The sequence below is a fragment of the Amycolatopsis sp. NPDC050768 genome, assembly GCF_040654155.1.
GTDB lineage: Bacteria > Actinomycetota > Actinomycetes > Mycobacteriales > Pseudonocardiaceae > Amycolatopsis.
On the sequence record NZ_JBFAHL010000012.1, the window covers coordinates 289,871 to 314,506 of the forward strand.

The window sequence follows — 24,636 nt, forward strand, 5'->3', positions numbered from 1 at the left end:
CCCTGGCATGGCCCCATTATGCGGTGCCAGAGTGGAAATCACGCCGACGGCCGCACCGATGTGGCGGAACGGTCTTCCGTCAGGGTCGCGCGCCGGACGCTCAGCCCGACCGCAGCCACCAGGCTCACCAGCGACAGCGCGGCGACGTAGAGCGCGACTACGGTCGACGATCCGCTCGCCCCGAACAGCGCGGTCGCGACGATCGGCGTGACGGCGCCGCCGACCATCCCGCCGAGCTGGTAGGCGATCGAAATCCCGCTGTAGCGCACTCGCACGTCGAAGATCTCGGTGAACAGCCCGCCCTGGGCCCCGGCCATGATGCCCTGAACGAGCGCGGCGACGGCGAAGGAGAGGAACGCCAGGCCCGCGTCGCCGGTGTCCACCAGCAAGAACATCGGCACCGGCCACAGCACGGCGGTCACCGCGCCGAGCACGTACACCCGCCGGGAGCCGAACCGGTCGCTCGCGAGGGCGGCCAGCATGATCGCACCGATCCAGATCGCGGTCGAGGCCAGGATCAGCCAGAGCAGGGTGGTCCGGTCGAACCCGACCACCGTCGTCCCGTAGGTCAGCATGTAGACGGTCACGGTGTAGCCGATCGCGGGCGGAGCGATCGAGGCCAGGCTCGCCAGGACCAGCGTCACCGGCTGCCGGCGGACCAGTTCGGCGAACGGCGCCCGGCTCGTGGCCCGCTCCCGCTTGGCCTTCGTGAACTCCGGCGAGTCCTGCAGCCGGCTACGCACCAGCAGCCCGCCCACCACGAGGACGACGCTGAGCAGGAACGGGATCCGCCAGCCCCACGCCAGGAAGTCGTCGTCGGACAGGCCGGACACGGCCAGGAAGGCGAGGTTGGACGTGAGCACCCCGACCGGCACGCCGAACTGCGCGAAGCTGCCGTAGACCGCGCGGCGGCGCGGGGTGGCGTGCTCCGAGGCGATGAGGACCGCGCCGCCCCATTCCCCGCCGACCCCGAAGCCCTGCAGCACCCGCAGGAGGACGAGCAGCAGCGGAGCGCCGACGCCGATCGCGGCGTAGGTCGGCAGGACGCCGATGAGCGTGGTCGTGCCGCCGGTCAGCAGCAGGGTGAGCACGAGCATCGACCGACGCCCGATCCGGTCGCCGAAGTGCCCGATCACCGCACCCCCGAGCGGGCGGGCGACGAAGCCGACCGCGAACGTCGCCAATGCCGCGAGCGTGCCCGCGGCGGAGGAGAATTTCGGGTAGAACACCGACCCGAACGCCAGTGCCGCCGCGGTCCCGAAAATGTAGTAGTCGTACCACTCGATCGACGTGCCGACGAGGCTTGCGGCGAAGAGGGTCTTCTTCGACGGACGCGTCGACGGTGCTGGTTCGGCCATGGATCCGTACTCCTCGCGGGCGGTTCGGCACGGGTGGCGCACCGAGGAAAGCAGACAAAACCGCGCCGGGCACGGCCGCGGCGACCTGTTCGGCCTACGTCGTTTGTCTCGGTGCCCGCTGATCGGAACCGTCCTTTCAGGACAGTGGCCGCGCACCGGCTACGCCGATCGAGTGCGTATTCACCGCGTTGATGTCGCGTATCCCGAGTTTCTGCTTCCACCGCGGGGAAGCGGCTGCTTACAGTCCGAACCGTGAAGATAGTCGTTTCGCGACTCGACGAGTTCCCGCCGGGCGAGCGCCGGATCGTGCAGGCGGGGCGCAGGTCGATCGGGGTGTTCCGGGTCGGTGACCGCTTCTACGCGATCAACAACCACTGTCCGCACATGGGCGGGCCGCTGTGCCTCGGCCGCACGAAGCCGTGGGTCAGCTCCGCCGGGCCGGGCGAGTACGCGATGGCCGAGGAAGAGGCCCTGGTCGCCTGCCCGTGGCACGGCTGGGAGTACGACCTCGAGACCGGCCAGTCGTTCCTCGGCCCCGGTGAGCCGCGGGCCCGCACGTACACGGTGTCCGTGGAGCCTCGCGCCGAAGAGGGCACCGTCGCGGCCGATCAGGTCTCGGCGCCTGAGCCCGGTGCGAAGGGCGGGCGCCGCCCCGGCCCGTACGTCACCGAGACCTACCCCGTGCACGTCGAGGACGCCTACGTGGTGGTCGAGACCAGCCCACACCCGGCGGCCAAGCCGGGCACAGTCGGAGGTGCGTCATGACAAGCACGCTGCCCACCGGTGCGTCGTCGCCGGGCACCGCGGCCGCGCGGGCCGGGTACACGATCGTCGACACCGACATCCACCCGAGCGCACCGGCCGCGGACATCCGGGCACGGTTGAGCGGCGCGCACCGGGAACGCTGGGAGATGTTCGGCGGCAGGGTGCCGAACCCGCCCGAGTTCTACCCGCGCGTGCGCAACGCCGGCTTCCGGCTCGACTCGTGGCCCGAGGCGGGCGGCATCCCCGGCAGCGACCTGGGTACGACGCAGGCGCAACTGCTCGACGAGTTCGGCATCGACCACGGAGTCCTGATCCCCTTGCAAGGACACACTTTCGGCGCCGAGGAACCGCGGTACTCCGCGGCCCTCTGCGGCGCGCTCAACGGCTGGCTGGCCGAGGAGTGGCTCACGCCCGAACCGCGCTTGCGCAGCTCGATCGCGATCCCCACCGAGTCCCCCGACCTCGCCGCCGAGGAAATCGCGCGGCGCGCCGACGACCCGCGGTTCGTGCAGGTGCTCCTGCCCACCGGTGGCGAGACCGGGTTCGGCTCACGCCGTTACTGGCCGATCTACCGCGCCGCGGTGGACGCGGGCCTCCCGGTCGCGGCGCACACCGGCGGGATCGAGCAGCACCGCGGCGCCGGGTGGCCGTCGTTCTACCTCGAAGAGCACGTCTGGAACGGCAACGTGATGGCGGCGCTGGTCACGAACCTGCTGTGCGAAGGCGTGTTCGAGGAGTTCCCGTCGCTGCAGGTGATCTGCGTGGAAGGCGGGATCGTCTGGGCCGCGCCGCTGATGTGGGCGCTCGACGAGGCGTGGCCGCGGCTGCGCACCGACGTGCCACACCTGCGCAAGCCGCCTTCGGAGTACCTCCGCGAGCACCTCTGGTTCACCACACAGCCCATCGAAGAGCCGGACGACCCACGCCACCTCACCACCGCACTGGAGCACGTCGGGATGACCGATCGGATCATGTTCGCCTCGGACTACCCGCACTGGGACTTCGACTCCCCGCGGCTGGCGCCAAGGCTGTTCCCGTCCGACGCGCGGGAACAGATCATGGGGGCCAACGCCTGCCGGCTGTACGGGCTGCCGGCGCGAGCCACGGAGGGCACGCGATGAGCGTGTCGGCTGTGTCGTCCCTGGAGACCGCGATCGGCACCGGCGCCGTCGACACCGACGTGCACTGCGCACCGGCGTCGCTGGCCGAGCTGGCCCCGTTCCTCGACGAGTACTGGCGCGAGTACCTCGTGGACGGTGGGCAGTCGCTGTCGCCGTCGCAGGGCGGGGCGTACCCGCCACTCGCACCCACCAGTGCCACACCCGCCGCACGAGCCGCGGGTCTCCTGCCCGCGACCGAGGTCGAGCAGGTGCGCTCCGCGGTGCTGGACCCGGAGTCGCTCAGGCTCGCCGTGCTGAACTGCACCACGTCGTTCCACTGCAATCGCAACCCGTACTACGAGGCCGCTCTCACCCGCGCGGTCAACGACTGGCTCGTCGAGAAGTGGTTGAGCCGCGACGACCGGCTGCGGGCGAGCATGGTCGTGCCCACACTCGACCCCGCGGCCGCGGTCGCCGAGATCGAACGCCTCGGCAGCCATCCGCAGATCGTGCAGGTGCTGCTCCCGGTACGCACCGACGCACCGTGGGGCAACACCCGCCACCGCCCGCTGCTTCGCGCCGCCGCCGAACACGGTCTCGTCGTCGGCCTGCACGCGTGGGGACGGATCGGCCAGGCGCCGACCCCGAGCGGGCTCACCCACACCTACCTCGAGGACTACCTCGCCAACTCGCAGATCCTCGTGCAGGCGCAGATCACCAGCCTGATCACCCAAGGCGCCTTCGCCGACCTGCCCGAGCTGCGGGTGACCTTGCTGGAATGCGGGTTCTCGTGGCTGCCGGCCCTGCTGTGGCGGTTCGACAAGGACTGGAAGGGCGTCTGGCGCGAAGTGCCCTGGCTGACCGGCAAACCTTCGGAGGTCGCGCAGCGGCACCTGCGGCTCACCACTGCGCCGGCCCACCTGCCGCAGGACCCGCTCCAGGTCAGGCAGGCGCTCGACCTCTTCGACGCGGGCACCATGCTGATGTACGCGAGCGACCACCCCCACGACCACGGCCCCGGCGGGCAGCGGCTGCTGGCAGCCCTGACCGACGGCGAACGGGCGCGGGTCTTGGCCGGCAACGCCGACGCCTGGTACTCGTTCGGCCCGTGATCCTCGAGGTATCGATCCCGATGGCCGGTGCCGGTCCGTGTCGCAGGGTCAGGGAAGCGGTATAGCGAGCCGGACTGTTGTGCCGGCGCCCTGCGGACTGTGCAGCCACAGATGGCCGCCCAACGCTTCGACTCGGTCGGTGAGGCCTACCAGCCCTGAACCTCGGGAGGGGTCTGCTCCGCCCTGGCCGTCGTCCTGGACTGTGAGCCGCAGTGTGCCGTCATCAGAGGTGAGCAAGATGTCGATCACGGTCGCGTTCGCGTGCTTGGCCGTATTGGCGAGTGCTTCGGCGACGATGTAGTAGGCGGCGATCTCAACCGGTTCCGGGAACCGCGCCTGCGTGCGGATATCCAGATGGACCGGCAGAGCCGCGCGCCGGGCCAACGACTTCAAAGCCGGCAGCAGCCCGCCCTCCGCCAGAACAGCCGGGTGGACGCCACGGGAGATCTCACGGATCTCGTCGAGCACGCTGCCCAGCCCATCCACGACGCCGTCGAGTTGGTGAACCAGTTCGCCGGCGTTCGGCGGCGCGGCAAGCTGAGCTTCGCGCAGCAGAAGTGCCAGAGACACCAAGTGCTGCTGGACGCCGTCATGCAAGTCACGCTCAATGCGGCGGCGTGCGGTGTCGGCTGCGGTCACGATCCGTGCCCGAGATGCTCGCAACGCTGCTTGTGCCTCGGCTTTGGCCAGCGAGGTGCCGACCAGTTCGGTGAACGCGGTCAGCCGTTTCTCGGTGTTCGACGGCAAGCGCTCGGTCCCGGTGGTCGCCACACTGATGACGCCCCAGACCCGTTGTTCGACGTTGATTGGGACACCGACCGCCGAGCGCAATCCCGAGATCCGTGCGAATGAGGCACCGGAGGCAGACTTGACTGTGTAATCGTCGATTCTCGCCTGCGCGTGAGTCTGGAAAACCTTGGTGTGCAGTGGGCCCTCGGACGTGAGTCGATCGCGTGCGGAGAAGGGCTCGTCGGGACGGGACCGCAACCAGCCGCCCACGACAGCCGCAGAGCCGTCGAGGTCGTACCGGCTCAGAACGGCAAGGTCCACCCCCAGCAACATCCCGACCTCGGTGGCAACGGCGGTGAACATCTCGCCCTGCGGTGCGGCGCGAGCGACCAGCGTTGCCACGCGACGCAGCGCGGCCTGCTCATCGGCGTACTGACGCAGTTCCAACCGGGCCAGCGTATCCGCCAGGGCTGTCGCGACCAGCTTGGTGAACGCGGTCAACCTACCTTCGGCGTCGGCAGGCAGTGACTGCTCGCGCGAGGACATCACGCTGATGCAACCCCACAGCCGGCCCTCGACGCTGATCGGTGCCCCGGCCGCGGACCGGATGCCGAGCTTCCGGATCAGGTCGGTGGCAGCGCCCGTGGCCTCCCAGTAGTCATCGATCCGGGCGGTTCGACCCGTTCGTGACACCAGAGTCGGAATGTTCGATCCGGCCAGGTCGTACCCAGTGCCGACGGTGGCCAGCCCAGTGCTGTCATCGGTCTGGCACCAGGCGCCGACGATCGTCGCACGATCGGCCGCGTCGAATCGGCTCAGAAACGTGAAGTCGACCTCCAAGACTCCGCCGACCTCCGCCGTGACCGCAGCGAACACGTCCTCAGGCGTCGCAGCACTCGCGACCAGCGTTGCCACACGGCGCAGCGCGGCTTGCTCGTCGGCATACCGACGCAGTTCGACCCGTGCCTGCGTGTTCGCGATCGCCGTCGCGACGAGCTCGGTGAATCCGACCAGGCGCTCCTCGATGTCGTCCGGCAACGTTCGCGGTTGCAACGACAGAACGACTACGGCACCCCACTGCCTGCCCTCGACGCTGATCGGCACGCCCACCACGGAACCAAGCTGCTTGCACGCCCCCGTGGTGGGCGTGTCGACGAGTTCGTTGACGTGGTCGATTCGCGCTGGCTGGGCCGTCTCGTGCACCAACTTCAATACGTCGGAGTCATCCACACTGAACCGGGTGCCAGGACGCGGCGAGTTCGTGGCAGTCCGTGTCCACACGCCGACCGCGACTGCGATTCGATCCGGACCGTAACGGTTTATCGTGATGACGTCCGTGCCCACCACACGCCCGATCTCGGCGGCAACCGCCGCGAACACCTCGCCGGGAGGCACGGCACTCGCCACCAACGCCGCCACTCGCCGCAGCGCCGCCCGCTCCTCAGCGATCCGCTCGTCCGTCCGGTCAGCCGTCAGATCCTCCGCAACGGCGGCGCCACACACTGGACGTCGCCGATACCCAACAGTGCGCCCGACCATGAATGCAGTCAAGGAACCGAGTACCAGCCAGAGGTACTGAGAATCAGCGGGAGCAACTGGAACGACGGGCACGTCACCCCGGGTCAAGGCCTGGCGACGCTCGACCGCAACCGCGTCCGGCACGTGCCGGGCCCAGGCGTCGATCGAGTGCCCGGACACGCCAGGCCGCGCGACTCAACAGCCCAGTCTGATGCCAACGCCCGGCGAAGCGCCTCGAGAGCGTGGGCAACCGCCAGCACGCCGAACACACAGAGTCGCCCCTCAAGACGTCGCCGGCGCCGCGGCGCCGGCCGGAGCGGGGAAACCTCCTACGGCTTGCTCGTAGGTGTGGGCGACGCGCAGGACGGTGGCGTCGTCGAACCGCTTGCCGATGATCATCATGCCGGCGGGCAGGCCGTCCACGAGGCCGGCGGGGACGCTGCAGGCGGGGTGCCCGGTCACGTCGAAGGGCGCGGTGTTGCCGATCATCGACAGCGCCGTGTCCAGGTAGTCGGCAAGAGACACGTCCGGCGACGGCAGCTCCCGCGCGACGTAGGGCAGCGTCGGCATGACGAGGACGTCGTACTCGGCCAGTGCCGCGTCGTAGGCGTCGCGCAATTCGTACGAGAGGTTGCGCGCCATGGCGTAGTACTTGCCGCCGCCGAGTTCGAAGGTGTAGCGGCCCGAGAGGCCGACGAGCTGGACCGTCTTGGACAGGTCGCGACCGCGCACGACCCGGCCCTGGGCGTAGTGCGCGATCAGCTCGGGGTCGTACTGGCCCCAAGTGCCCATTCCGTACCCGTGGCCGTCGATCATCTGGTAGGCGGCGCCTTCGGTCGCGATCACGTTCCACACCGCCATGGCGTCGAGGTGCCACGGGACCGAGACCTCGTCCGCGGTCAGCCCGGCCGCCTGCAACACCTCCACCGCGCCCCGGACCGCGTCGTCGACACCGGTCAGTGACACAGGTGTACCGAATCCTTCCCGCACCACGCCGACCCGCAGACCAGAAGCGCTCTCGCGCAGAGCGGCGACGTAGTCGACCGGATCGAGGACTGTCGGCTGGCGGGAGTCGTAGCCGTCGACACCGGCCAGCACGCTCAGCATCAGCGCCGCGTCGCCCACCGTGCGCGTCATCGGCCCGAGGTGGTCGATGGTCTGCTCGATCGGGAAGGCGCCGGTGTAGGGCACCAAGCCGTACGTCGGCTTGTGCCCCACGATGCCGGTGAACGACGCCGGGATCCGCACCGAGCCGCCCTGGTCCCCGCCCACCGCCAGGTCGACACCGCCGCTCGCCACCAGTGCGGCGCTGCCGCTCGAGGACCCACCCGCGTTGCGCGAGAGGTCCCACGGGTTGCGCACCGGCCCCGGCCACGACGTGAAACTGCCCCCGGAGAAACACAGGTCTTCGCACGTCGACTTGCCGGAGATGGTGGCGCCCGCGGCCAGCAGCCGGCGCACGACCGTGGCGTCCCGCCTCGGCACGAAGCCGTCCATCGACGCCGAACCGTTGACCATCGGAACCCCGGCCACGGCGACGTTGTCCTTCACCACGACCGTCCGGCCCGCCAACGAGCCTTCCGCCGTCTGGCTGATCGCGGTCCGCACCGACCAGGCGTTGAGCGGATTGTCCGCCGGCAGCGCGAACTCACGCACGGGTGCCTCGGGCGCAGACCTGCGGTAGAGCCGCTCGACCTCCTCCGACGCCGCCAGCGTCCCCTCGACCGCCGGGACGAACTCCCCGACCTCGGCCTGGGTCAAGTCGAATCCGTAGTGCTGCGACAGCGCCGCGAGCCTTACCGCATCGGGCACCGGAATGGCCATGACCGCTCCCTCGAGGTCGGCGATGGGGTCGAACCTAGGGACGATCGGTCAGCACGTCAACGCGTGTCGAGCCGACGCGGCCTGGGTGGGAGCCGGCTCGGGGTGTCGGCAATGGGTTCTGTTGCGGAGCAGGGCAGGCCTACAGAGCGTCAGATCCGCGTTCGCCGGTGCGGACGCGGACGACGGTTTCCACCGGGGTGACCCAGATCTTGCCGTCGCCGATCTTGCCGGTGTGGGCGGTCTCGCGCACCGTGCGCAGCACGGCCTCGACCTGGTCGTCGTCGAGGAGGATTTCCAGGCGGAGCTTCGTTATGAAGTCGATCGCGTACTCGGCGCCCCGGTAGATCTCGGTGTGGCCTTTCTGCCGGCCGTATCCGCGGACCTCGGTGACCGTCATGCCCGCGATGCCGAGTCCCTGCAGAGCCTCCCGGACGTCGTCGAGCACGAACGGTTTGACGACGGCGGTCAGCAGCTTCATCGAGTCTCCTCGCGTGCCGGCCGGTGCGATCCCGCGGCACCGGCGGGCACGCTGCCCCGGCGTCCGGATTGGACTGCCAGCTCGTACGCGCCTTCGGCGTGCTCGGCCTCGTCGACACCGTCGATCTCAGCCTCGCGGTCGAGCCGGAATCCCATGAACTTGTGCATGACCCAGCCGATCAGGAAGGTCACGACCAGCGAGTACCCTAGTACCGCGAACGTCCCGGCCGCTTGGCGCCACAGCTGGTCGAGTCCGCCGCCGTAGAACAGGCCGTTGACCCCCTGTGGATCCACGCTGACGGTCGCGAACAAGCCGATCAGCAGCGTCCCGATCAAGCCGCCGACGCCGTGCACCGCGACCACGTCCAGTGCGTCGTCGAACCCGAACCGGTACTTCAGTCCCACCGCGAACGAACACACCACCCCCGCCACCAGGCCGATCGCGATCGCGCCGAGCGGTTCGACGTAGGCACACCCGGGCGTGATCCCCACCAGCCCGGCCACCGCACCGGACGCGGCGCCGAGGGTGGTCGGTTTCCCGTCGCGGAACTGCTCGACGAGCAGCCAGCCCAACACCGCGACCGCCCCCGCGACGGTGGTGTTCAAGAACGACGTGGCAGCCAAGTTCTTCGCCGCCAGCGCGGAGCCGGCGTTGAAACCGAACCAGCCGAACCACAGCAGCCCGGCGCCGAACATCACGAAAGGCAGGTTGTGCGGCCGGGCGGCCTGCCTCGGCCAGCCGTGGCGGCGACCGAGCACGATCGCCAGCGCCAGCGCGGCGGCACCGGAATTCACCTCGACGACGGTGCCGCCCGCGAAGTCCAGCACGTGCAGCTTGCTCGCGATCCACCCGTCGGGCGCGAAGACCCAGTGCGCGACCGGCAGGTACACCAGAGTGACCCACACGACGGAAAACACCGTCCAGGTCCAGAACCGGGCCCGCTCGGCGATCGCGCCGGCCAGCAGCGCCACCGTGACGACCGCGAACATCATCTGGAAGGCGACGAACGCGAACAGCGGCACCTTGTTCCCCGCCGGACCGATCGTCTGCTCCGCGATCCCGCGCAGACCGGCCAGCCGCAGATCGCCGAGCAGCCCGCCGAACCAATCGGCGCCGAACGCGAGCGAATACCCGTAGACCACCCAGACGAGGCCGACGGTCGCGAGACAGATGAACGTCATCGCCATCACGTTCAACACACTCCGGGCGCGAACCATCCCGCCGTAGAACAACGCGAGGCCCGGCGTCATCAGCATCACCAGTGCCGCACTGACGAGCAACCACGCCGTGCTTCCCGTATCCACCACGCCCGTACGTCTCCTCGTCTCGCCGACCCGCGGCAGGAAGTTAACCGGGCGGTGTTACCGGCGTGTTTCCGCTGTGAGTCCGCCGCCTACTCCGAATGCGACAAAACGCGTGAAACAGACGAACGGAACCGGCGATCCGCCGTGGACTGTCCGGAAAGGACATACCGGAGGACACGCATGGGATTCCGGCCGCGTGGGCATCGGCCGCAGCCGTCAGGAGCAGGTGCAGGACCCGCGTGCCGCAGAAGGTCACGCGGGTCAGGTCGACGATCAGCACACTCGGGCGCAACGCGAGCTCGTCGGCCGGCAGCCCGGACAGGCGCTCGGCGACGGCGCAGTCGAGGTCGCCGCCCGCGGCCGACTTGCGAGTGGTGGTGGTGACGACGAACGTCGCCGTGGTTCGGGGAAACAGGTCGGTCATGATCGTCGGCACCTCCGCGGCTCGCGACGCCCGGCCTGTGCGGGACCGGCGGCTGCTGAGCTGAACCGCGGATTCGCCCCGAAGACACCCGGATCGGGCGGAGCTCGAGCGCGGCCCGCCGCCGGCTACGCCTTGTGCCTGTAACCCCGGGTCTGTTCAACACCGTCCTGCGGCCGTCCTCCTGGACACGATGCGCGCGAGTCCGAATTCGATTGCTCCCCCGCCGAAACCCTTGGCGAGTTCCTCGCCGGCCCGCGCGAAGGCACGCCACAGCCGACCGGCGAAGACCCGAGGGCGAGCGGGTTCACGTTCGGTATCGGGCGACGAACCTGAGTTTCCACTGACTGGACCCCGTTGCGCACAAACGGCCGGGGCAGTCCACTCGGCGGGACACCCACTTCGGAAGGGGACTCCCCATGTCCGTCACCGACGAACTCCTGGCCAACAACGCCCGCTACGCCGAGCAGTTCTCCGGCCCGCTCCCCTTGCCACCGGCCAAACACGTCGCAGTGGTGGCGTGTATGGACGCGCGCATCAACGTCTACAGCATCCTCGGCCTCAACGAAGGCGAAGCGCACGTGATCCGCAACGCCGGCGGCGTGATCACCGAGGACGAAATCCGCTCGCTCGCCATCAGCCAGCGCCTCCTCGGCACCGAGGAAATCATCCTCATCCACCACACCGACTGCGGCATGCTCACCTTCACCGACGACCAGTTCAAGAAGTCCATTCAGGACGACACCGGCGTCAAGCCAGCGTGGGCCGCCGAAGCGTTCGCCGACCTGGACACCGACGTCCGCCAATCGATCACCCGCATCGAAAACTCCCCGTTCATCCCCAAGAAGCAGTCCGTGCGCGGGTTCGTGTTCGACGTGGCCACCGGAAAACTCGACGAAGTCCGGTGAATCCCGGCTCAGCCGGACTCGTCCGTCGCCTGATGCTCGGTACGGACGGGCTTCGACTCCGGGGAGCCGCGTTGCACCAGCCGGGTCGTGCCCGTGCTCGCCGTCCGGTCCCGAGAAGAATTGGAACTCGCCAGGGCCGCGGCGGACGTGGGTTGATCACCACTTCGCCTCGTGGTGGACTGCCGTCAGCTCTCCGCGCGGCGGGCCAGCCGTTCCCGTTGCGGCACCACCACGTACTTCGGGTCCTTTGTGGACTCCACTCCGGCCGCGTACACCCCGAACCGCGTGCACAGCCCGGACGCCAGGTAAGCCGTCCCGGCGGCCACACCCGCAACACGGCTGCGGCGCGCGGCCAGCGACAGCACGGCGCCGGCGGCGGTGAGCGACTTGGCCGCTTTGAGCAGCTTTCCCGCGCGGCCCGTGCGGTACGGCTCCGAGACCAGGCCCAGTCCGGTCTCCAGGTGGTGCTCGGCGAGCAACTCCGCCGCGGCCGCGGCGAGGCCCGCGCGCACGACCGGGCCGTTCTCCGCCGGAGGCACCGAAATCAGCGCCGCCCCGGCGCCACTGGTCACCGCGCTGCCCGCGAACAGGATCGGCAGCGTGCCGCGGGCCTCGTGCCACGACGGGGTCGCCGTGTCGGCCAGCAGCACGGCCGTGTAGGTGCACATCGCCGGGCCGAGTACGCCCGCGCCCGCCCCGGCGAGGCGGCCGACGCGCGGCAGGATGCCGGTCACCCCCGAGAAGGCCGCCACGGCCGCGAGCCCGGAGAACGGGGAGAGGATCCACGACCCCACCGACAGCGGCGAGGTCGGCTTGAGCACGCGCAGCATGTTCAGGAACCGCGTCGGCTTGCCCAGGTCGTGGACCAGCGCCGCGACGCTCGCGAGAGAGCCGCCCGAGGCGACCAGCCGGCCCACCCGGGCCAGTGCCGGGCGGCCGGTGAGGTCGGCCAGCGCGGCCATCGACGCCGAGGCCCCGGCGGCGCCGCCGAGGAACAGGTACAGCGGCACGTCCGGCTGCTTCCAGGCCGGTTCCTTCAGGATCGGGCGACCGTAATACGAGCGGAACTCGACGGGTTCGACCATGGCGCGTTCGCGGCGGGGGCTCATCGGCGCCGGCCCAGGAACGACACGACCAGCGCGGCGGCCACCCCGGCCGCGGTCGTCGCGGCGCGTTTCCACATCGCCGGCAGATCGCGGGTCGTCACGACGGGGTCGGGTGGGAAGCCGTAGACCTCGGGTTCGTCCAGCAGCAGGAAAAACGCGCCGTCGCCGCCGACGCCGTCGTCCGGATCGTGGCCGTAGAGGCGGGCTTCCGGCACCCCGTCCGCGTGCAGCGCGTCGACTCGCGACGCGGCCTGCGAGCGGAGCTCGGCCAGCTCCCCGAACTGGATGGAGTCGGTCGGGCAGGCCTTGGCGCACGCGGGTTCCAGGCCGGCGCCGAGCCGGTCGTAGCAGAGGGTGCACTTGAACGCGCGGCCGTCGCTCTCGCGTTTTTCGATGACACCGTACGGACAAGCGGGCACGCAGTAGCCGCAGCCGTTGCAGATGTCCTGCTGCACCACGACCGTGTCGAACTCGGTGCGGAACAACGCGCCCGTCGGGCAGACGTCGAGGCACGCGGCGTGGGTGCAGTGCTTGCAGACGTCGCTGGACATCAGCCAGCGCACACCGGGCTCCTGCTCAAGCTGTCGAGGCGCGCCGACCGTCGGCATCCCCAGGTCCACCGCGGGCTGCTCGATGAACGCGACGTGCCGCCAGGTGTTCGAGCCCAGGTCGCCGGTGTTGTCATACGACATCCCGAGCAGGTCCAGCCCACCGGACTCCGGGACGCCGTTCCACTCCTTGCAGGCGACCTCGCACGCCTTGCAGCCGATGCACACGGACGTGTCGGTGAAGAACCCCATGCGGGGCTGGGTACCGTACTCAGCCATCGGCTCGCCTCCGGTAGTCGGCCACGAAGTCCAGGAGGGACGGCCCGCGCGGCCGCCGTCCCGGGCGGATGTCGCAGGTGGCCGCCTTGGCCTCCTGGATGTACACGTTCGGGTCCAAGACGATCGAGAGCAGGTCGTTGGCCGCGTCGCCGCGCGAGAGGCCGTTGGGACCCCAGTGGTAGGGCAGCCCGATCTGGTGGATGGTCCGGCCCCGGACCTTGAGCGGCTTGATCCGATCGGTCACGAGCACGCGGGCTTCGATCGCCGTGCGCGCGGAGACGATGGTCGCCCAGCCGCCGTTCTCCAGGCCGCGTTCGGCCGCGAGCGCCGGGGAAACCTCGCAGAAGAACTCCGGCTGCAGCTCCGCCAGGTGCGACAGCGTCCGGCTCATGCCGCCGGCCGTGTGGTGCTCGGTGAGCCGGTAGGTCGTGAACACGTACGGGTACACCGAACTGCGCGCCGGGTTGTACGGGTTCGACGGGCTGTCCAGCGTCTGGCGCGTCGGCGACTCCTGCCGGCTGTACAGGGCGTTGTCGACCGGGCTCTCGAACGGCTCGTAGTGCGTCGGGAGCGGACCGTCGACCAGCCCCGCGGGCACGTAGAGCCAGGCCTTGCCGTCGGTCTGCATGATGAACGCATCGCTGCCACTGAGCGCCGCCTGTGCCTTCGCCCCTTCGGGCGGGACGTAGTCCGGTGCCTTGGTGGGCTCGAAGTCCGGGACGTCGGGGCCGGTCCACCTGCCGTGCTCGGCGTCCCAGGAGAGCAGCTTTTTCCGTTCGCTCCAAGGCTTTCCGTCCGGGTCCGCCGAGGCGCGGTTGTAGAGGATCCGCCTGTTCGCGGGCCACGCCCAGGCCCAGCCGTTCGCCACCCAGTCCTGTTCGGACCCCGGCTGCCGGTTCGCCGCGTGGTTGTGTCCGTCGGCGCGGACTCCGCAGTAGATCCAGCAGCCACAGGAGGTCGAGCCGTCGTCCTTCAGCTCGGTGTAGGCCGACAGCGGGCCGCCGGGACCGTGGCCGTTGATCTCCGCGAGCACCGATTCCGCACTCGGGTCGGCCGTCGGACCCTCGGTCGGGTAGCTCCAGGTGAGGTCGCGGATCGCCGCGTCACGCGGGTCGTCGCCCACGCGTTCCCGGATCAGTCGGCCCAGGTGGTAGTAGAACCACAGGTCGCTGCGGGCCTCGCCGGGCGGCTCCACGGCCTTGTGGTGCCACTGCAACAGGCGCTGGGTGTTGGTGAAGCTGCCGTCTTTCTCGGTGTGCGCGGCGGCGGGCAGGAAGAAGACCTCTGTGCCGATCTCCTCCGATTTCAGCTCGCCGGTCTCGATCTCCGGGCCGTCCTTCCAGAACGTCGCGCTCTCGATCATCTGCAGGTCCCGCACGACCAGCCAGTCGAGGTTGGCCATGCCGAGGCGCTGGAACTTCCCGTTGGCCGAGCCGACCGCCGGGTTCTCGCCGACCAGGAAGTAGCCCTTGCACTCCCCCTCGATCTGCTGCTGCACCGTTGCGTACGTGCCGTGGTCGCCGGTCAGCCGCGGCAGGTGACCGAACGCGAAGTCGTTGTGCGGCTGGGCGTGGTCACCCCAGTAGGCCTTCAGCAGGCTGACGGTGTAGGCGTGCATGTTGCCCCAGAAGCCGGTCTGGCCCGCATCCGCCTCGACGAACTCGCCGAGGGTCTGGTGCTGGTGCGCGTGCGGCATCGGGATATAACCGGGCAGCAGGTTGAACAGCGTCGGGATGTCGGTGGAGCCCTGGATGCTGGCGTGCCCGCGCAACGCGAGGATGCCGCCGCCGGGCCGGCCGATGTTGCCCAGCAGCGTCTGCAGGATCGACGCCGTGCGGATGTACTGCGCGCCGACGCTGTGCTGCGTCCACCCGACCGAGTACACCCACGCCGTGGTGCGTTCGCGCCCGGAGTTCGCGGTGACCGCCTCCGCGATCTCGGTGAACTGCGCGACCGGGATCCCGCAGATGTCGGCGACGGCTTCGGGTGTGTAGCGGGCGAAGTGCCGCTTGAGGACCTGGTAGACGCACCGCGGGTGCCGCAGCGTCTCGTCCGTCTTGGGCTTGGCGCCCACCGCCGCGCCGCCGCTGCCGTACGAGTCGGCGCGGGCGGTGCGCTGATGGCCCTTCCCGCTGTGGTGGGGCTCCGAACCGGGCTCGCCGGGCTGCTCCGGATCAGTCGACCCGGCCGCCGGCACCGTCGGGGCGCCCTCGTAGGCCCACGTCGTCATGTCGTACCGGCGCTTCTCGGGGTCGAAACCGGAGAAGAGACCGTCGAGGTCCTCGGTGTCGGCGAAGTCCTCACGCAGGATCGCGGCCGCGTTGGTGTAGGCGAGCACGTATTCCCGGAAGTCGAGGTCGTGGTCCAGCACGTACTTGATCAGCCCGCCGAGGAACGCGATGTCCGACCCGGCCCGCAGCGCCGCGTGGACGTGCGAGACCGCGCTGGTGCGCGTGAACCGCGGGTCGATGTGGATGATCTTCGCGCCGCGGGCCTTCGCCTCCATCACCCACTGGAACCCGACCGGGTGGCACTCGGCCATGTTCGAGCCTTGGATGACGATGCAGTCGGCGTTGGCGAGGTCTTGCTGGAACGTCGTGGCGCCCCCACGACCGAAGGAGGTCCCCAGACCGGGAACCGTGGCGGAGTGTCAAATACGCGCCTGGTTTTCGATCTGGATCGCGCCGAGCGCGGTGTAGAGCTTCTTCATCAGGTAGTTCTCTTCGTTGTCCAGCGTCGCGCCGCCGAGGCTGGCGAAGCCGAGCGTGCGGTTGAGCTTGCGGCCCTGCTCGTCGACGTCCTGCCACGTGTCGGCGCGAGTCTTCAGCACGCGGTCGGCGATCATGTCCATCGCCTCGTCCAGCGGCAGGCGCTCCCACTCCGTGCCGTACGGACGGCGGTAGAGGACCTCGGTGACGCGGCTCGGGCTGGTCACGAGCTGTTTGCTGGCCGAGCCCTTCGGGCACAGGCGGCCGCGCGAGATCGGCGAGTCCGGGTCGCCTTCGATCTGGGTGACGGCGCCGTCCTTGACGTACACCTTCTGGCCGCAGCCGACCGCGCAGTACGGGCAGATCGACCGGACGACCTTGTCGGCGTCTTCGGTGCGGGCGTGCCAGGTCTCCGAACCGGCGGACTTGGCCGCGGCGGCGCGGGCCATGCGGTCGGGACCGGTCAGCTGCCGGTACACCGGCCAGCCTTCGATCCACTGCCGCACGCCCATGCCACGCACGCTAATCGTCGTACGCGGGATTCGCAGCCCCAACCACACGTCTGGTGCCGTCCGCCTGCCGTTCGGTGACGCCGAGGGCGTCCAGGTGTTCCAGCAGCGGGATCATCACGCGGCGGGTGCTGTCCAGCGCCCGCCGGGCCTCGGACACAGTGAACGGTTTCCCCAGCGCGGCCAGCGCTTCTCCAGCGCGCCGCGGTGCGTCCGGGCAAAGCACCACGCCGTCCGCAACAGCACTCAGGCGGCCCAGTCGCACGGCGGCGGCCAGCTCGCGGGTGCCCAGGCCGAGCTCGCGCAGTTCGTCCGCTTCCGGCGCCTGGAACGGGTGCCCGGCGAAGCGCTTCTCGAGCACGGCGAGCGCGCGTTCGACGTCCGCGCTCAACGCCGCGCCCGGGCTCCGCACGAGTCCGCCGGACGCGGCCAGGCCGTCCGCCAGGATCGCCTGGACCAGCTCCGCAGCCGGCAGGCCGAGCCGCTGCCGGAGCACGTCGACGGGCATGCCCGCGGCATTCGGATGCTCGCGCGTCCATGCGACCACCACCCCGGGCGCCTCCTCGCGCAGCCGGGCGAGGTGCGCCGGGTCGGCGTGCCAGCCGCCGAGCCGCTCGCCGGCCTCCGGGAGGCCGAGGGCGTGGAAGTCGTCGTGGCGCACGAACCCTTCGCGGCGCAGCAGATCCCAGCCGGGTTCCGGCGCCGCCAGCTCCGTACCCCGCGCTCGTGCCGCGCCACGGCGCGCCAGCGGCGGCGGCCGGACGTCGAGGACGTCGAACCCGGCCGGGATCCGGTGTTCCCCGGGGTCGCGCAGCAGTCCCCGATCGCCCACGCGCAGCGGCAACGGCGTCGCGAGCAGCAGCCGCGCGGTGTCCGGGCCGAGGGGGCGGACCCGGGCGGGCACGGCCGCGGAGCCGAGGTGCGCCACCAGGTGCCGGTGCAGCTCGGCCGCGGGCGTCCCGCGCAACCGCACGTCGAGCTCGGCCGTGGTGCGCCACGCGCCGGGCGTGAGCAGGGCGTCGCCCCGCTCCGCCGCATCGCGGGCCACGCCGCGCAGGTTCACGGCGACCCGGGCCACGGCCGACACGCTCTCGTGCGCTTCGCCGAGGGACTGCAGGCCGCGCACACGGACGTGGGTCTCGCCGAGCGTCAGCTCGTCTCCGACACGCAGAGTGCCGGCGCCGAGCGTGCCGGTGACGACCGTGCCCGCGCCCTTGATCGTGAACGCCCGGTCGATCCAGAGCCGGACGTCCGCTCCCGGGTCCGGCGGCGGCAGGCCGGCGGCAAGCCCGGCCAGCCGGGTGCGCAGCTGGTCGAGGCCCGCACCGGTCGTCCCGCTGACAGCGACGGCGGGCAGCTGGCCGAGTGACGTCTGCGCGATTTCCTGCAACGCCGCCGTCGTCGCCTCGGCGGGGTCCGCGCGGTCGGCCTTGGTGACGACGAGCAGGCCGTGGCGGACCCCGAACGCGTCGAGCGCGGCCAGGTGTTCCGCCGACTGCGGCATCCAGCCCTCGTCCGCGGCGACGACGAACAGCACGGCCGGCACCGGGCCGATCCCGGCCAGCATGTTCGGCACGAACCGCCGGTGCCCGGGAACGTCGACGAACGCGAGCTCCTCGCCGGCCAGGCGCGTCCAGGCGAAGCCGAGGTCCAGCGTCAGGCCACGGCGGCGCTCCTCAGCCCACCGGTCCGGCTCCATGCCGGTGAGCCGGCGGATGAGCGTGGACTTCCCGTGGTCGACGTGCCCGGCCGTGGCGATCACCCGCATCGGCGCACGGCCTCCCGCAGCATCACGTCCTCGGTCGGGCGCACCGCGCGCAGGTCGAGCAGGCACTTCTCGCGCACGATCCGGCCGACCACCGGAGGCTCACCCCGCCGCAGCTCCGCCGCGTAGCGGACGGGCAAGGAGACGGCCGAGCTCGGCAGTTCGACGCCCGGCGCTCCGCCGCCTCCGACGACCGCCACCGAGTCCACGGCCCGGGCGTCCACTCCGGACGAGCGCAGAGCCGCGGCCAGCGTTTCGGCGCGCGTCCGGAGTTCTCCGACGTCGGCGCCGAGTGCCGCACGCACCGGTGGCTCCGGGCCGCGCAGGGTGGCTTCGAGCGCGGCGAGCGTGAGCTTGTCCACGCGCAGCGCCCGCGCGGCGGGATGACGCCGAAGCCGTTCGATCACCACGGCGTCTCCGAACAGCAGCCCGGCCTGCGGGCCGCCGAGAAGCTTGTCACCGCTAGCGGTCACCACGGCGGCGCCGTCGGCCAGCGCGGTCGTGACGTCCGGCTCCGCGGGCAGCAACGGGTGCGGGGCCAGCAGCCCGGACCCAACGTCGGCGACCACCGGCACGCCGAGCCCGGCCAGCTCGGCGACGCTCGCTTCGGACGTGAAACCGGTAACGCGGTAGTTCGAGGGGTGGACTTTCAGCACGAACCCCGTGCCCGGGCCGACGGCGGCCGCGTAGTCGCGGGCGGAGGTGCGGTTGGTCGTGCCGACTTCGCGCAGCCGCGCGCCGGTCGACTCCAGCAGGTCGGGGATGCGGAAGCCGTCGCCGATCTCGACCAGCTCGCCGCGGCTGACCACGATCTCCATGTCCTGCGCCAAAACCAGCGCGCACAACAGTAAGGCGGCCGCGTTGTTGTTCACCACGTGCACCGCCGCGCCCGGCACCGCGGCGGCCAGGGCCGCGAGGGCACCGCGGCCGCGTTTCGCACGCTCGCCGGTCCCGAGGTCGAACTCGACGTCGGTGGTCCCGGCCGCGGCGACGACCGCGTCGAGCGCGGCGGCGGACAGCGGCGCGCGGCCGAGGTTGGTGTGCACGAGAACGCCGGTCGCGTTCAGTACGGGACGCAGCGAAGACCCGGTGGTGGGCAGCCGGGCCAACACCTCGTCGACGACGTCGCCCGGCCCGATCTCCCCGGCTCTCGCCCGCTGCTGCGCCGCCACGACCAGCGACTTCACCAGGTCACGCCCGAGCGTGCCGGCCGCTTTCGCGAGCCGCGGCTCGGCGAGCACGGCATCGGTGCGCGGGATCGCCCGGCGCGGGTCACCCATGGCGGAGGCGGACGGGAATCGAACCCGCCAGCGGCAGGACCTGCCGCTCAACGGTTTTGAAGACCGTGCCGGTCACCAGGCCGGAAACGCCTCCCTGGGGCATCCCGCCATCCTGCCAACACGGCGGCGCCCGCGCATGATGAGCGCCATGACCATCCGGCTGACCCAGTACGCGCACGGCGGCGGCTGCGCGTGCAAGATCCCGCCCGGTGAGCTCGAATCCGTCGTCAGCGGTCTCACCGGCGCCCGGCCCGCGAACGCGGCCGGTGAGCTGCTGGTCGGCCTGGACGCCGGTGACGACGCCGCGGCTGTCCGGATTTCCGGTGGGACGGCGCTCATCGCGACCACGGACTTTTTCACCCCGGTCGTCGACGACCCGTACGACTGGGGCCGGATCGCCGCGGCCAACGCACTGTCCGATGTGTATGCGATGGGCGGTACTCCCGTGGTCGCGGTGAACCTGCTGGGCTGGCCGCGCGACGTCCTGCCGTTCGAACTGGCCGCCGAGGTCCTGCGCGGCGGGCTCGACGTGTGCGGCGAAGCGGGGTGCCACCTCGCGGGCGGCCACAGCGTCGACTCCCCGGAACCCCAGTACGGCCTCGCCGTCACCGGGACGGCGGACCCGGACCGGTTGCTGCGCAACGACTCCGGCCGCGCGGGCGTACCCCTCACCCTGACCAAGCCGCTCGGCATCGGCATGCTGAACTCCCGCCACAAGGCCACCGGCGAGCGGTTCGAGCACGCCATCGCCACGATGATCACGCTCAACCGCGACGCTTCGGTCGCCGCACTGGCCGCGGGCGCCGTGTGCGCGACGGACGTCACCGGGTTCGGACTGCTCGGCCACCTCCACAAGCTGGCCCGCGCCAGCGGCGTCACCGCGCGGATCGACCCGGCGGCCGTGCCCTACCTCGATGGCGCGCGCGAAGCGCTGCGCGACGGCTACGTCAGCGGCGGCACCCGGCGCAACCTCGACTGGGTCCGCCCGCACGCCGACCTGTCGCGGACCACCGAGACCGAAGCCCTGCTCCTGGCCGACGCCCAGACTTCCGGCGGACTGCTGGTCGCGGGCGAGCTGCCCGGCCACCCGGTGATCGGCGAGCTCGTTTCGCGCTCGGACCACACCGTCGTGGCCGGCTGAGGGCCGCGTTTGCGCCGCGCGTCCGGCGGGTAAGCCCCGAAATCGGCGACCCGGAAGATCAGCAGGTGTCGCGGTGTCCATGTTGACCGTCCTCTTCGGCGTCGCCGGCCTGCTCGCGCTCGCCGCGGCCGTGCTGCCGAAGTGGTCGCCGACCGGCCGTTCTCGACCCCGCTCGTGATGCTGGTCGCCGGCATCGGGCTCGGCCTGCTGCCACTGCCCGCGCCGTACGGCGACGGGTGGGCCGACCCGGCCGCGCACCTGACCGGCGTCGAATCGTTCGCCCAGCTGGGCATCCTCGTGTCGCTGGCCGGGGCCGGGCTTTCGGTGGACCGCCCGTTCGGAGTCCGCCGCTGGGCGTCGGCCGGGCGACTGCTGGGCATCACGATGCCCGCGATGATCGCCGTCGTCGCGCCGCTCGGCTGGTGGTTGGCGCTCACCCCGGCCGTCGCGATCCTGCTGGGTGCGGTCCTGGCGCCGACCGACCCCCGTGCTGGCCGGCGACGTCGGCGTCCCCTCCCCCGACGCCGACGCCGACGCCGACCTGGCCCGCCACAACGAGATCCGGTCCACGGTCACCATCGAGGCCGGCCTGACCATGCCCTTCGTCCTCCTGGCGCTGGCACTGGCCGGGCAGCCCCCGAGCCGGACGCCGGCTGGATCCTGGTGGACCTCGTCCTGCCGGTCGGCATCGGCGTGCTGGTGGGACTCGGCGCCGGGAAACTGCTGGGATGGGCGACGTTCCGCACGACCTCCTCGCGATTCCGGCTGGCCGACTACGCCGACGGCCTCATGCTGCTCGCCCTCGCTTCCTGCCGTACGCGGTTGCGGAACTCGTGCACGGAAACGGTTTCGTGGCCGTGTTCGTCGCCGCCGTCGCGGTGCGCACGGAGGAACGGTCCCACGAGTACCACGAGGTGCTGCACGCCTTCGGCCGTCAACTGGAACGGCTGTTCGTCGCACTCGCGCTACTGGGGCTCGGCGTGGCCCTCGGTGACGGGCTGCTGCACGGCCTTCTCACCCGTGGGCCGCGGTTCGCGAGTCCGCGGCTCCCCGAGCCCAACCCGTCGGCGCACCGCACCAGGTCACGGACGAAACCGGCTGAACCGCGGAAGACCACGCATAGCCTCGGCCCCAGCGGGTACGCAGAAAGCAGACCACGTCCAGCCGACGTCGAGGAGTGGCCGCGATGTGCCCGGCGAGCGCCCCGCAGTACCGTCCCCCAGCCACGCTGCATCTCCACGAGCCCGCGCAGGTGCCCCACGCGGCCACGCTGCGCCGGGCGGTCGCCCGCTGGGCCGACGCCCGCGGATTGGCGCCGCCGCTGATCACCGACGTGGAACTCGCGGTCTACGAAGCCCTGATCAACGCCGTCGAGCACGCGTACGCCGCAGACTCCGCGAATGGCGGAGTGGAACTGCGGGCCCACCACGAAGAGCGCAGTCTCCGCGTCACGGTCACCGACGAAGGCCGATGGCAGCCACCACGCGGCCCCGACGTGTGCCACGGTCACGGCTTGCCCCTCATCCGCGCCCTCACCGACGACGTCGCCATCACGCCGACACCCCACGGCACGACAGTCACCATGACCTGGCACCTGACGGCCAGTAGTGCCTCGGACTGACACTCCGCGGTGCAGAGTCGTTCGGCCGGCAAGGAAGCGGGTAAACCTCGCTGCGGGCGCGGCCCGAGCCGAGACGCGCCGCCGGTCACTCGGCCGGTGGCGCCTCCTTGGCGAAAGCGTGGCCGACCGGTTACCCCCGCAACAGTCCGGAAAGGAACACAGCATGCCCGAGCCGACCGCCGTGCTGTTCGACGTGGACGGCACACTCGTCGATTCGAACTACCTGCACGTCCATGCCTGGCTGCGGGCCTTCCACGCCGTGGATCGTCCGGTGGACGGCTGGCGCGTGCACCGGGCGATCGGCATGGGTTCGGACAAACTCCTCGTCCGGCTCCTCGGCCACGCGGACGCCCAGCAGCTCGGCTCCCGCGTGAAGGACCTGCATTCCGAGCTGTACCTGCGTGATTCGGCCCTGCTGCGGCCGTTTCCCGGTGCCCGCGAGCTGATCCGGACCCTGGCCGGGCGCGGAGCACGCGTCGTGCTCGCCACGTCCGCAGGGCCCGACGAGCTGGAGATCCTGCGCAAGGTCCTCGACGTCGACGACGAGGTCGCCGCGGTCATCGCCGGCAAGGACGTCGAAGCGACCAAACCCGACGCCGAGCCGGTCGTCGTCGCCTTGGACGCGGCCGGCGCCGGTTCTGCACGGTCGATTTTCGTCGGTGACGCCGTCTGGGACGTCGAGTCCGCCCGCCGCGCGGAGGTCCGAACGGTCGGAGTCCTCTCCGGCGGAACCAGCGCCGCGGAACTCCGCGAAGCCGGCGCAGTGGCCGTCTACCGCGACGTCGCCGAAATATTGGCACAGCTCGACGACAGCCCGCTGGCACCACTGCTCCGGGATTGATCGCCGCGGACGATCTTGTAACGGCGCCACGCACCAGCCCGGTCCAGAAAACTGGACCGGGCTGGGCGGGCAGGGGTCATCGCAGCACTTTCCGCCTCCGGCCAAAGGCGGCAGCGGCAAGCGAAACCCCGAGCCCGGCCAGCACGAGCTGGGTGATCAGCTCGAGCCAGTCAAACCCTTCGGTGTCGGCGTATCCGGCCGCACGCGCGATCGCCGTCCCCGCGAACGCCGCGATGATCCCGACCACGATCGTGAGCCACAACGGAATCTTCTGCTTTCCCGGCGCAAGCAGCCGACCGAGAACGCCGATGATCAAACCGATGACGAGTGCACTGATGATTCCGGTGATGGTCATCGCTGACTTCCTTTCCAAGCGATGACCCCGAATACCCAGACGTGGCCGAGCGAAACCAGCGCTTGCGGAAATTCGCAAGAACACCATCGACCGCCGCCCCGTAATACCGCGACCGGATCGCGCCGGGGTGAAACGCCCGGTGTTTGGGCTCACTCCCCGGGGGAACCACCCGGGGATGCCGGACTTGCCCGCCCCGCTGTCGTTGTGGATCGACACCGCGCCCGCGCCCGAACGCGGCTCTGGGCCGCCGCCCACATGGGCCGAGGTGGTCGTGCTCGGGGCCGGGATCGCGGGGCTGACCACGGCGGTGCTGCTGGCGCGGGCCGGGAAGTCGGTGGTCGTGCTCGAGGCCGGCCGGGTGGCGAGCGGCGTGTCCGGGCACACGACGGCGAAGGTGAGCGCCCAGCACGGCCTGAAGTACGCCGAGCTCGAGGCACGCCACGGTGCCGACGCGGCGAAGACCTACGCCGGGGCGCAGTCCGCGGCACTGGAGTGGATCGCCGGCGAAGCGGGCATCGACTGCGCGTTCACCCGCGCGCCCAGTTACGTCTACACGACGCAGGACGGGACCGTCGACAAGCTCAAGAAGGAAGCCGACGCGGCCACGAAGGCCGGGCTCCCGGCGGCGTACGTGAAGGACGTCGAGCTGGACGTGCCCGCCCTCGGTGCTGTACGCGTCGCCGGGCAAGCCCATTTCCACCCCCGCCGTTGGCTGCTCGGGCTCGCCGCCGAGGTCGAACTCGCGGGCGGCACCGTCCTCGAGCACACGCGCGCGCTGGGCCTCGACTTGCGCGGCCGGGTCGTGCGGACGTCCCAGGGTGACGTCGAGGCCGACGAAGTGGTGGTCGCCACGCACTACCCCGTGTTCGACCGAGGGGTCTACTTCGCCCGACTCGACCCGGTGCGCGACCTGGTCGTCGCGGGCCCGGCGGCCGGCAACACCTCCCTGGACGGCATGTACCTCGA

General features: G+C 70.8%; 20 protein-coding genes and 1 tRNA gene. 8 read left to right on the plus strand and 13 right to left on the minus strand.

Annotated elements, in window-relative coordinates; genetic code table 11:
• Positions 1 to 38 precede the first annotated feature (38 nt).
• Positions 39 to 1,358, minus strand: a complete 1,320-nt coding sequence (locus AB0H62_RS32240) for an MFS transporter (RefSeq protein WP_220239701.1) — start codon at positions 1,356 to 1,358, stop codon at positions 39 to 41.
• 252 nt (positions 1,359 to 1,610) lie between these two features.
• On the opposite strand from AB0H62_RS32240, the gene AB0H62_RS32245 reads away from it, so the two are divergent.
• Genes AB0H62_RS32245 through AB0H62_RS32255 form a run of 3 tightly spaced genes read left to right on the plus strand, consistent with a single transcriptional unit; the run spans position 1,611 to position 4,335 of the window.
• Complete coding sequence (locus tag AB0H62_RS32245; RefSeq protein WP_360590268.1) at positions 1,611 to 2,123, plus strand: Rieske 2Fe-2S domain-containing protein; 513 nt, start codon at positions 1,611 to 1,613, stop codon at positions 2,121 to 2,123.
• Positions 2,120 to 3,244 (plus strand): amidohydrolase family protein, encoded by a 1,125-nt coding sequence (locus AB0H62_RS32250; RefSeq protein ID WP_360590270.1) that lies wholly within the window; start codon positions 2,120 to 2,122, stop codon positions 3,242 to 3,244. Before AB0H62_RS32245 ends, AB0H62_RS32250 begins: the two co-directional genes overlap by 4 nt.
• Positions 3,241 to 4,335: an amidohydrolase family protein gene (locus tag AB0H62_RS32255; protein WP_360590272.1), complete on the plus strand. Its 1,095-nt coding sequence runs from the start codon at positions 3,241 to 3,243 to the stop codon at positions 4,333 to 4,335. The genes AB0H62_RS32250 and AB0H62_RS32255 overlap by 4 nt, the downstream gene beginning before the upstream one ends.
• Before the next feature lie 48 nt (positions 4,336 to 4,383).
• Here AB0H62_RS32255 and AB0H62_RS32260 read toward each other — a convergent pair whose 3' ends face one another.
• From AB0H62_RS32260 to AB0H62_RS32280, 5 genes are all read right to left on the minus strand, one after another.
• On the minus strand, positions 4,384 to 6,603 hold the full coding sequence (locus AB0H62_RS32260; RefSeq protein ID WP_220239697.1) for a GAF domain-containing sensor histidine kinase: 2,220 nt from the start codon (positions 6,601 to 6,603) through the stop codon (positions 4,384 to 4,386).
• Positions 6,604 to 6,864: 261 nt separating this feature from the next.
• Complete coding sequence (locus AB0H62_RS32265; protein ID WP_360590274.1) at positions 6,865 to 8,406, minus strand: amidase; 1,542 nt, start codon at positions 8,404 to 8,406, stop codon at positions 6,865 to 6,867.
• A gap of 139 nt (positions 8,407 to 8,545) precedes the next feature.
• On the minus strand, positions 8,546 to 8,884 hold the full coding sequence (locus AB0H62_RS32270; protein WP_360590276.1) for a P-II family nitrogen regulator: 339 nt from the start codon (positions 8,882 to 8,884) through the stop codon (positions 8,546 to 8,548).
• On the minus strand, positions 8,881 to 10,191 hold the full coding sequence (locus tag AB0H62_RS32275) for an ammonium transporter (protein WP_360590278.1): 1,311 nt from the start codon (positions 10,189 to 10,191) through the stop codon (positions 8,881 to 8,883). The genes AB0H62_RS32270 and AB0H62_RS32275 overlap by 4 nt, the downstream gene beginning before the upstream one ends.
• Before the next feature lie 40 nt (positions 10,192 to 10,231).
• A complete protein-coding gene (locus AB0H62_RS32280; protein WP_360590280.1) occupies positions 10,232 to 10,612 on the minus strand; it encodes a hypothetical protein in 381 nt (126 codons plus the stop codon).
• 416 nt (positions 10,613 to 11,028) lie between these two features.
• Between AB0H62_RS32280 and AB0H62_RS32285 the strand changes: the two genes are divergently transcribed.
• The gene (locus tag AB0H62_RS32285; RefSeq protein WP_360590282.1) at positions 11,029 to 11,517 is read left to right on the plus strand and encodes a carbonic anhydrase; all 489 of its coding nucleotides are present in this window, start codon (positions 11,029 to 11,031) and stop codon (positions 11,515 to 11,517) included.
• Positions 11,518 to 11,702: 185 nt separating this feature from the next.
• Here the strand turns inward: AB0H62_RS32285 and nrfD are convergent, their stop codons facing one another.
• The 6 genes from nrfD to AB0H62_RS32315 all read right to left on the minus strand — a co-directional run bounded on the left by nrfD (position 11,703) and on the right by AB0H62_RS32315 (position 19,806).
• Entirely contained in the window at positions 11,703 to 12,626 is a 924-nt protein-coding gene (nrfD, locus tag AB0H62_RS32290; protein WP_360590284.1) for an NrfD/PsrC family molybdoenzyme membrane anchor subunit, read from the minus strand.
• Entirely contained in the window at positions 12,623 to 13,450 is an 828-nt protein-coding gene (locus AB0H62_RS32295; RefSeq protein ID WP_360590286.1) for a 4Fe-4S dicluster domain-containing protein, read from the minus strand. The genes nrfD and AB0H62_RS32295 overlap by 4 nt, the downstream gene beginning before the upstream one ends.
• Positions 13,443 to 16,670: a formate dehydrogenase gene (gene fdh, locus AB0H62_RS32300; RefSeq protein ID WP_360590288.1), complete on the minus strand. Its 3,228-nt coding sequence runs from the start codon at positions 16,668 to 16,670 to the stop codon at positions 13,443 to 13,445. The genes AB0H62_RS32295 and fdh overlap by 8 nt, the downstream gene beginning before the upstream one ends.
• A 10-nt stretch (positions 16,671 to 16,680) precedes the next feature.
• Complete coding sequence (gene selB / locus AB0H62_RS32305; RefSeq protein ID WP_360590290.1) at positions 16,681 to 18,435, minus strand: selenocysteine-specific translation elongation factor; 1,755 nt, start codon at positions 18,433 to 18,435, stop codon at positions 16,681 to 16,683.
• Entirely contained in the window at positions 18,426 to 19,712 is a 1,287-nt protein-coding gene (selA, locus tag AB0H62_RS32310; protein WP_360590292.1) for an L-seryl-tRNA(Sec) selenium transferase, read from the minus strand. The genes selB and selA overlap by 10 nt, the downstream gene beginning before the upstream one ends.
• Positions 19,712 to 19,806: transfer RNA gene (locus AB0H62_RS32315), tRNA-Sec, on the minus strand. Before AB0H62_RS32315 ends, selA begins: the two co-directional genes overlap by 1 nt.
• Before the next feature lie 54 nt (positions 19,807 to 19,860).
• On the opposite strand from AB0H62_RS32315, the gene selD reads away from it, so the two are divergent.
• From selD to AB0H62_RS32330, 3 genes are all read left to right on the plus strand, one after another.
• Positions 19,861 to 20,853 (plus strand): selenide, water dikinase SelD, encoded by a 993-nt coding sequence (gene selD / locus AB0H62_RS32320; protein ID WP_220239685.1) that lies wholly within the window; start codon positions 19,861 to 19,863, stop codon positions 20,851 to 20,853.
• Between the two features lie 1,186 nt (positions 20,854 to 22,039).
• Positions 22,040 to 22,474 (plus strand): ATP-binding protein, encoded by a 435-nt coding sequence (locus AB0H62_RS32325; protein ID WP_220239684.1) that lies wholly within the window; start codon positions 22,040 to 22,042, stop codon positions 22,472 to 22,474.
• Between the two features lie 163 nt (positions 22,475 to 22,637).
• A complete protein-coding gene (locus AB0H62_RS32330) occupies positions 22,638 to 23,315 on the plus strand; it encodes an HAD family hydrolase (RefSeq protein WP_360590294.1) in 678 nt (225 codons plus the stop codon).
• Between the two features lie 76 nt (positions 23,316 to 23,391).
• Here AB0H62_RS32330 and AB0H62_RS32335 read toward each other — a convergent pair whose 3' ends face one another.
• Positions 23,392 to 23,670: a GlsB/YeaQ/YmgE family stress response membrane protein gene (locus AB0H62_RS32335; protein ID WP_220239682.1), complete on the minus strand. Its 279-nt coding sequence runs from the start codon at positions 23,668 to 23,670 to the stop codon at positions 23,392 to 23,394.
• A 175-nt stretch (positions 23,671 to 23,845) separates the two neighbouring features.
• On the opposite strand from AB0H62_RS32335, the gene AB0H62_RS32340 reads away from it, so the two are divergent.
• On the plus strand, positions 23,846 to 24,636 hold a 791-nt coding region (locus AB0H62_RS32340), incomplete at its 3' end, for an FAD-binding oxidoreductase (protein ID WP_360590296.1).

Excerpts from the sequence above, each read along its gene's own strand:
- AB0H62_RS32240 (WP_220239701.1), bottom strand. The coding sequence starts at position 1,358 with ATGGCCGAACCAGCACCGTCGACGCGTCCGTCGAAGAAGACCCTCTTC.
- AB0H62_RS32250 (WP_360590270.1), top strand. The coding sequence starts at position 2,120 with ATGACAAGCACGCTGCCCACCGGTGCGTCGTCGCCGGGCACCGCGGCC.
- AB0H62_RS32255 (WP_360590272.1), top strand. The coding sequence starts at position 3,241 with ATGAGCGTGTCGGCTGTGTCGTCCCTGGAGACCGCGATCGGCACCGGC.
- AB0H62_RS32260 (WP_220239697.1), bottom strand. The coding sequence starts at position 6,603 with ATGGTCGGGCGCACTGTTGGGTATCGGCGACGTCCAGTGTGTGGCGCC.
- AB0H62_RS32265 (WP_360590274.1), bottom strand. The coding sequence starts at position 8,406 with ATGGCCATTCCGGTGCCCGATGCGGTAAGGCTCGCGGCGCTGTCGCAG.
- AB0H62_RS32270 (WP_360590276.1), bottom strand. The coding sequence starts at position 8,884 with ATGAAGCTGCTGACCGCCGTCGTCAAACCGTTCGTGCTCGACGACGTC.
- AB0H62_RS32280 (WP_360590280.1), bottom strand. The coding sequence starts at position 10,612 with ATGACCGACCTGTTTCCCCGAACCACGGCGACGTTCGTCGTCACCACC.
- AB0H62_RS32285 (WP_360590282.1), top strand. The coding sequence starts at position 11,029 with ATGTCCGTCACCGACGAACTCCTGGCCAACAACGCCCGCTACGCCGAG.
- nrfD (WP_360590284.1), bottom strand. The coding sequence starts at position 12,626 with ATGAGCCCCCGCCGCGAACGCGCCATGGTCGAACCCGTCGAGTTCCGC.
- AB0H62_RS32295 (WP_360590286.1), bottom strand. The coding sequence starts at position 13,450 with ATGGCTGAGTACGGTACCCAGCCCCGCATGGGGTTCTTCACCGACACG.
- selB (WP_360590290.1), bottom strand. The coding sequence starts at position 18,435 with ATGCGGGTGATCGCCACGGCCGGGCACGTCGACCACGGGAAGTCCACG.
- selA (WP_360590292.1), bottom strand. The coding sequence starts at position 19,712 with ATGGGTGACCCGCGCCGGGCGATCCCGCGCACCGATGCCGTGCTCGCC.
- selD (WP_220239685.1), top strand. The coding sequence starts at position 19,861 with ATGACCATCCGGCTGACCCAGTACGCGCACGGCGGCGGCTGCGCGTGC.
- AB0H62_RS32325 (WP_220239684.1), top strand. The coding sequence starts at position 22,040 with ATGTGCCCGGCGAGCGCCCCGCAGTACCGTCCCCCAGCCACGCTGCAT.
- AB0H62_RS32330 (WP_360590294.1), top strand. The coding sequence starts at position 22,638 with ATGCCCGAGCCGACCGCCGTGCTGTTCGACGTGGACGGCACACTCGTC.
- AB0H62_RS32335 (WP_220239682.1), bottom strand. The coding sequence starts at position 23,670 with ATGACCATCACCGGAATCATCAGTGCACTCGTCATCGGTTTGATCATC.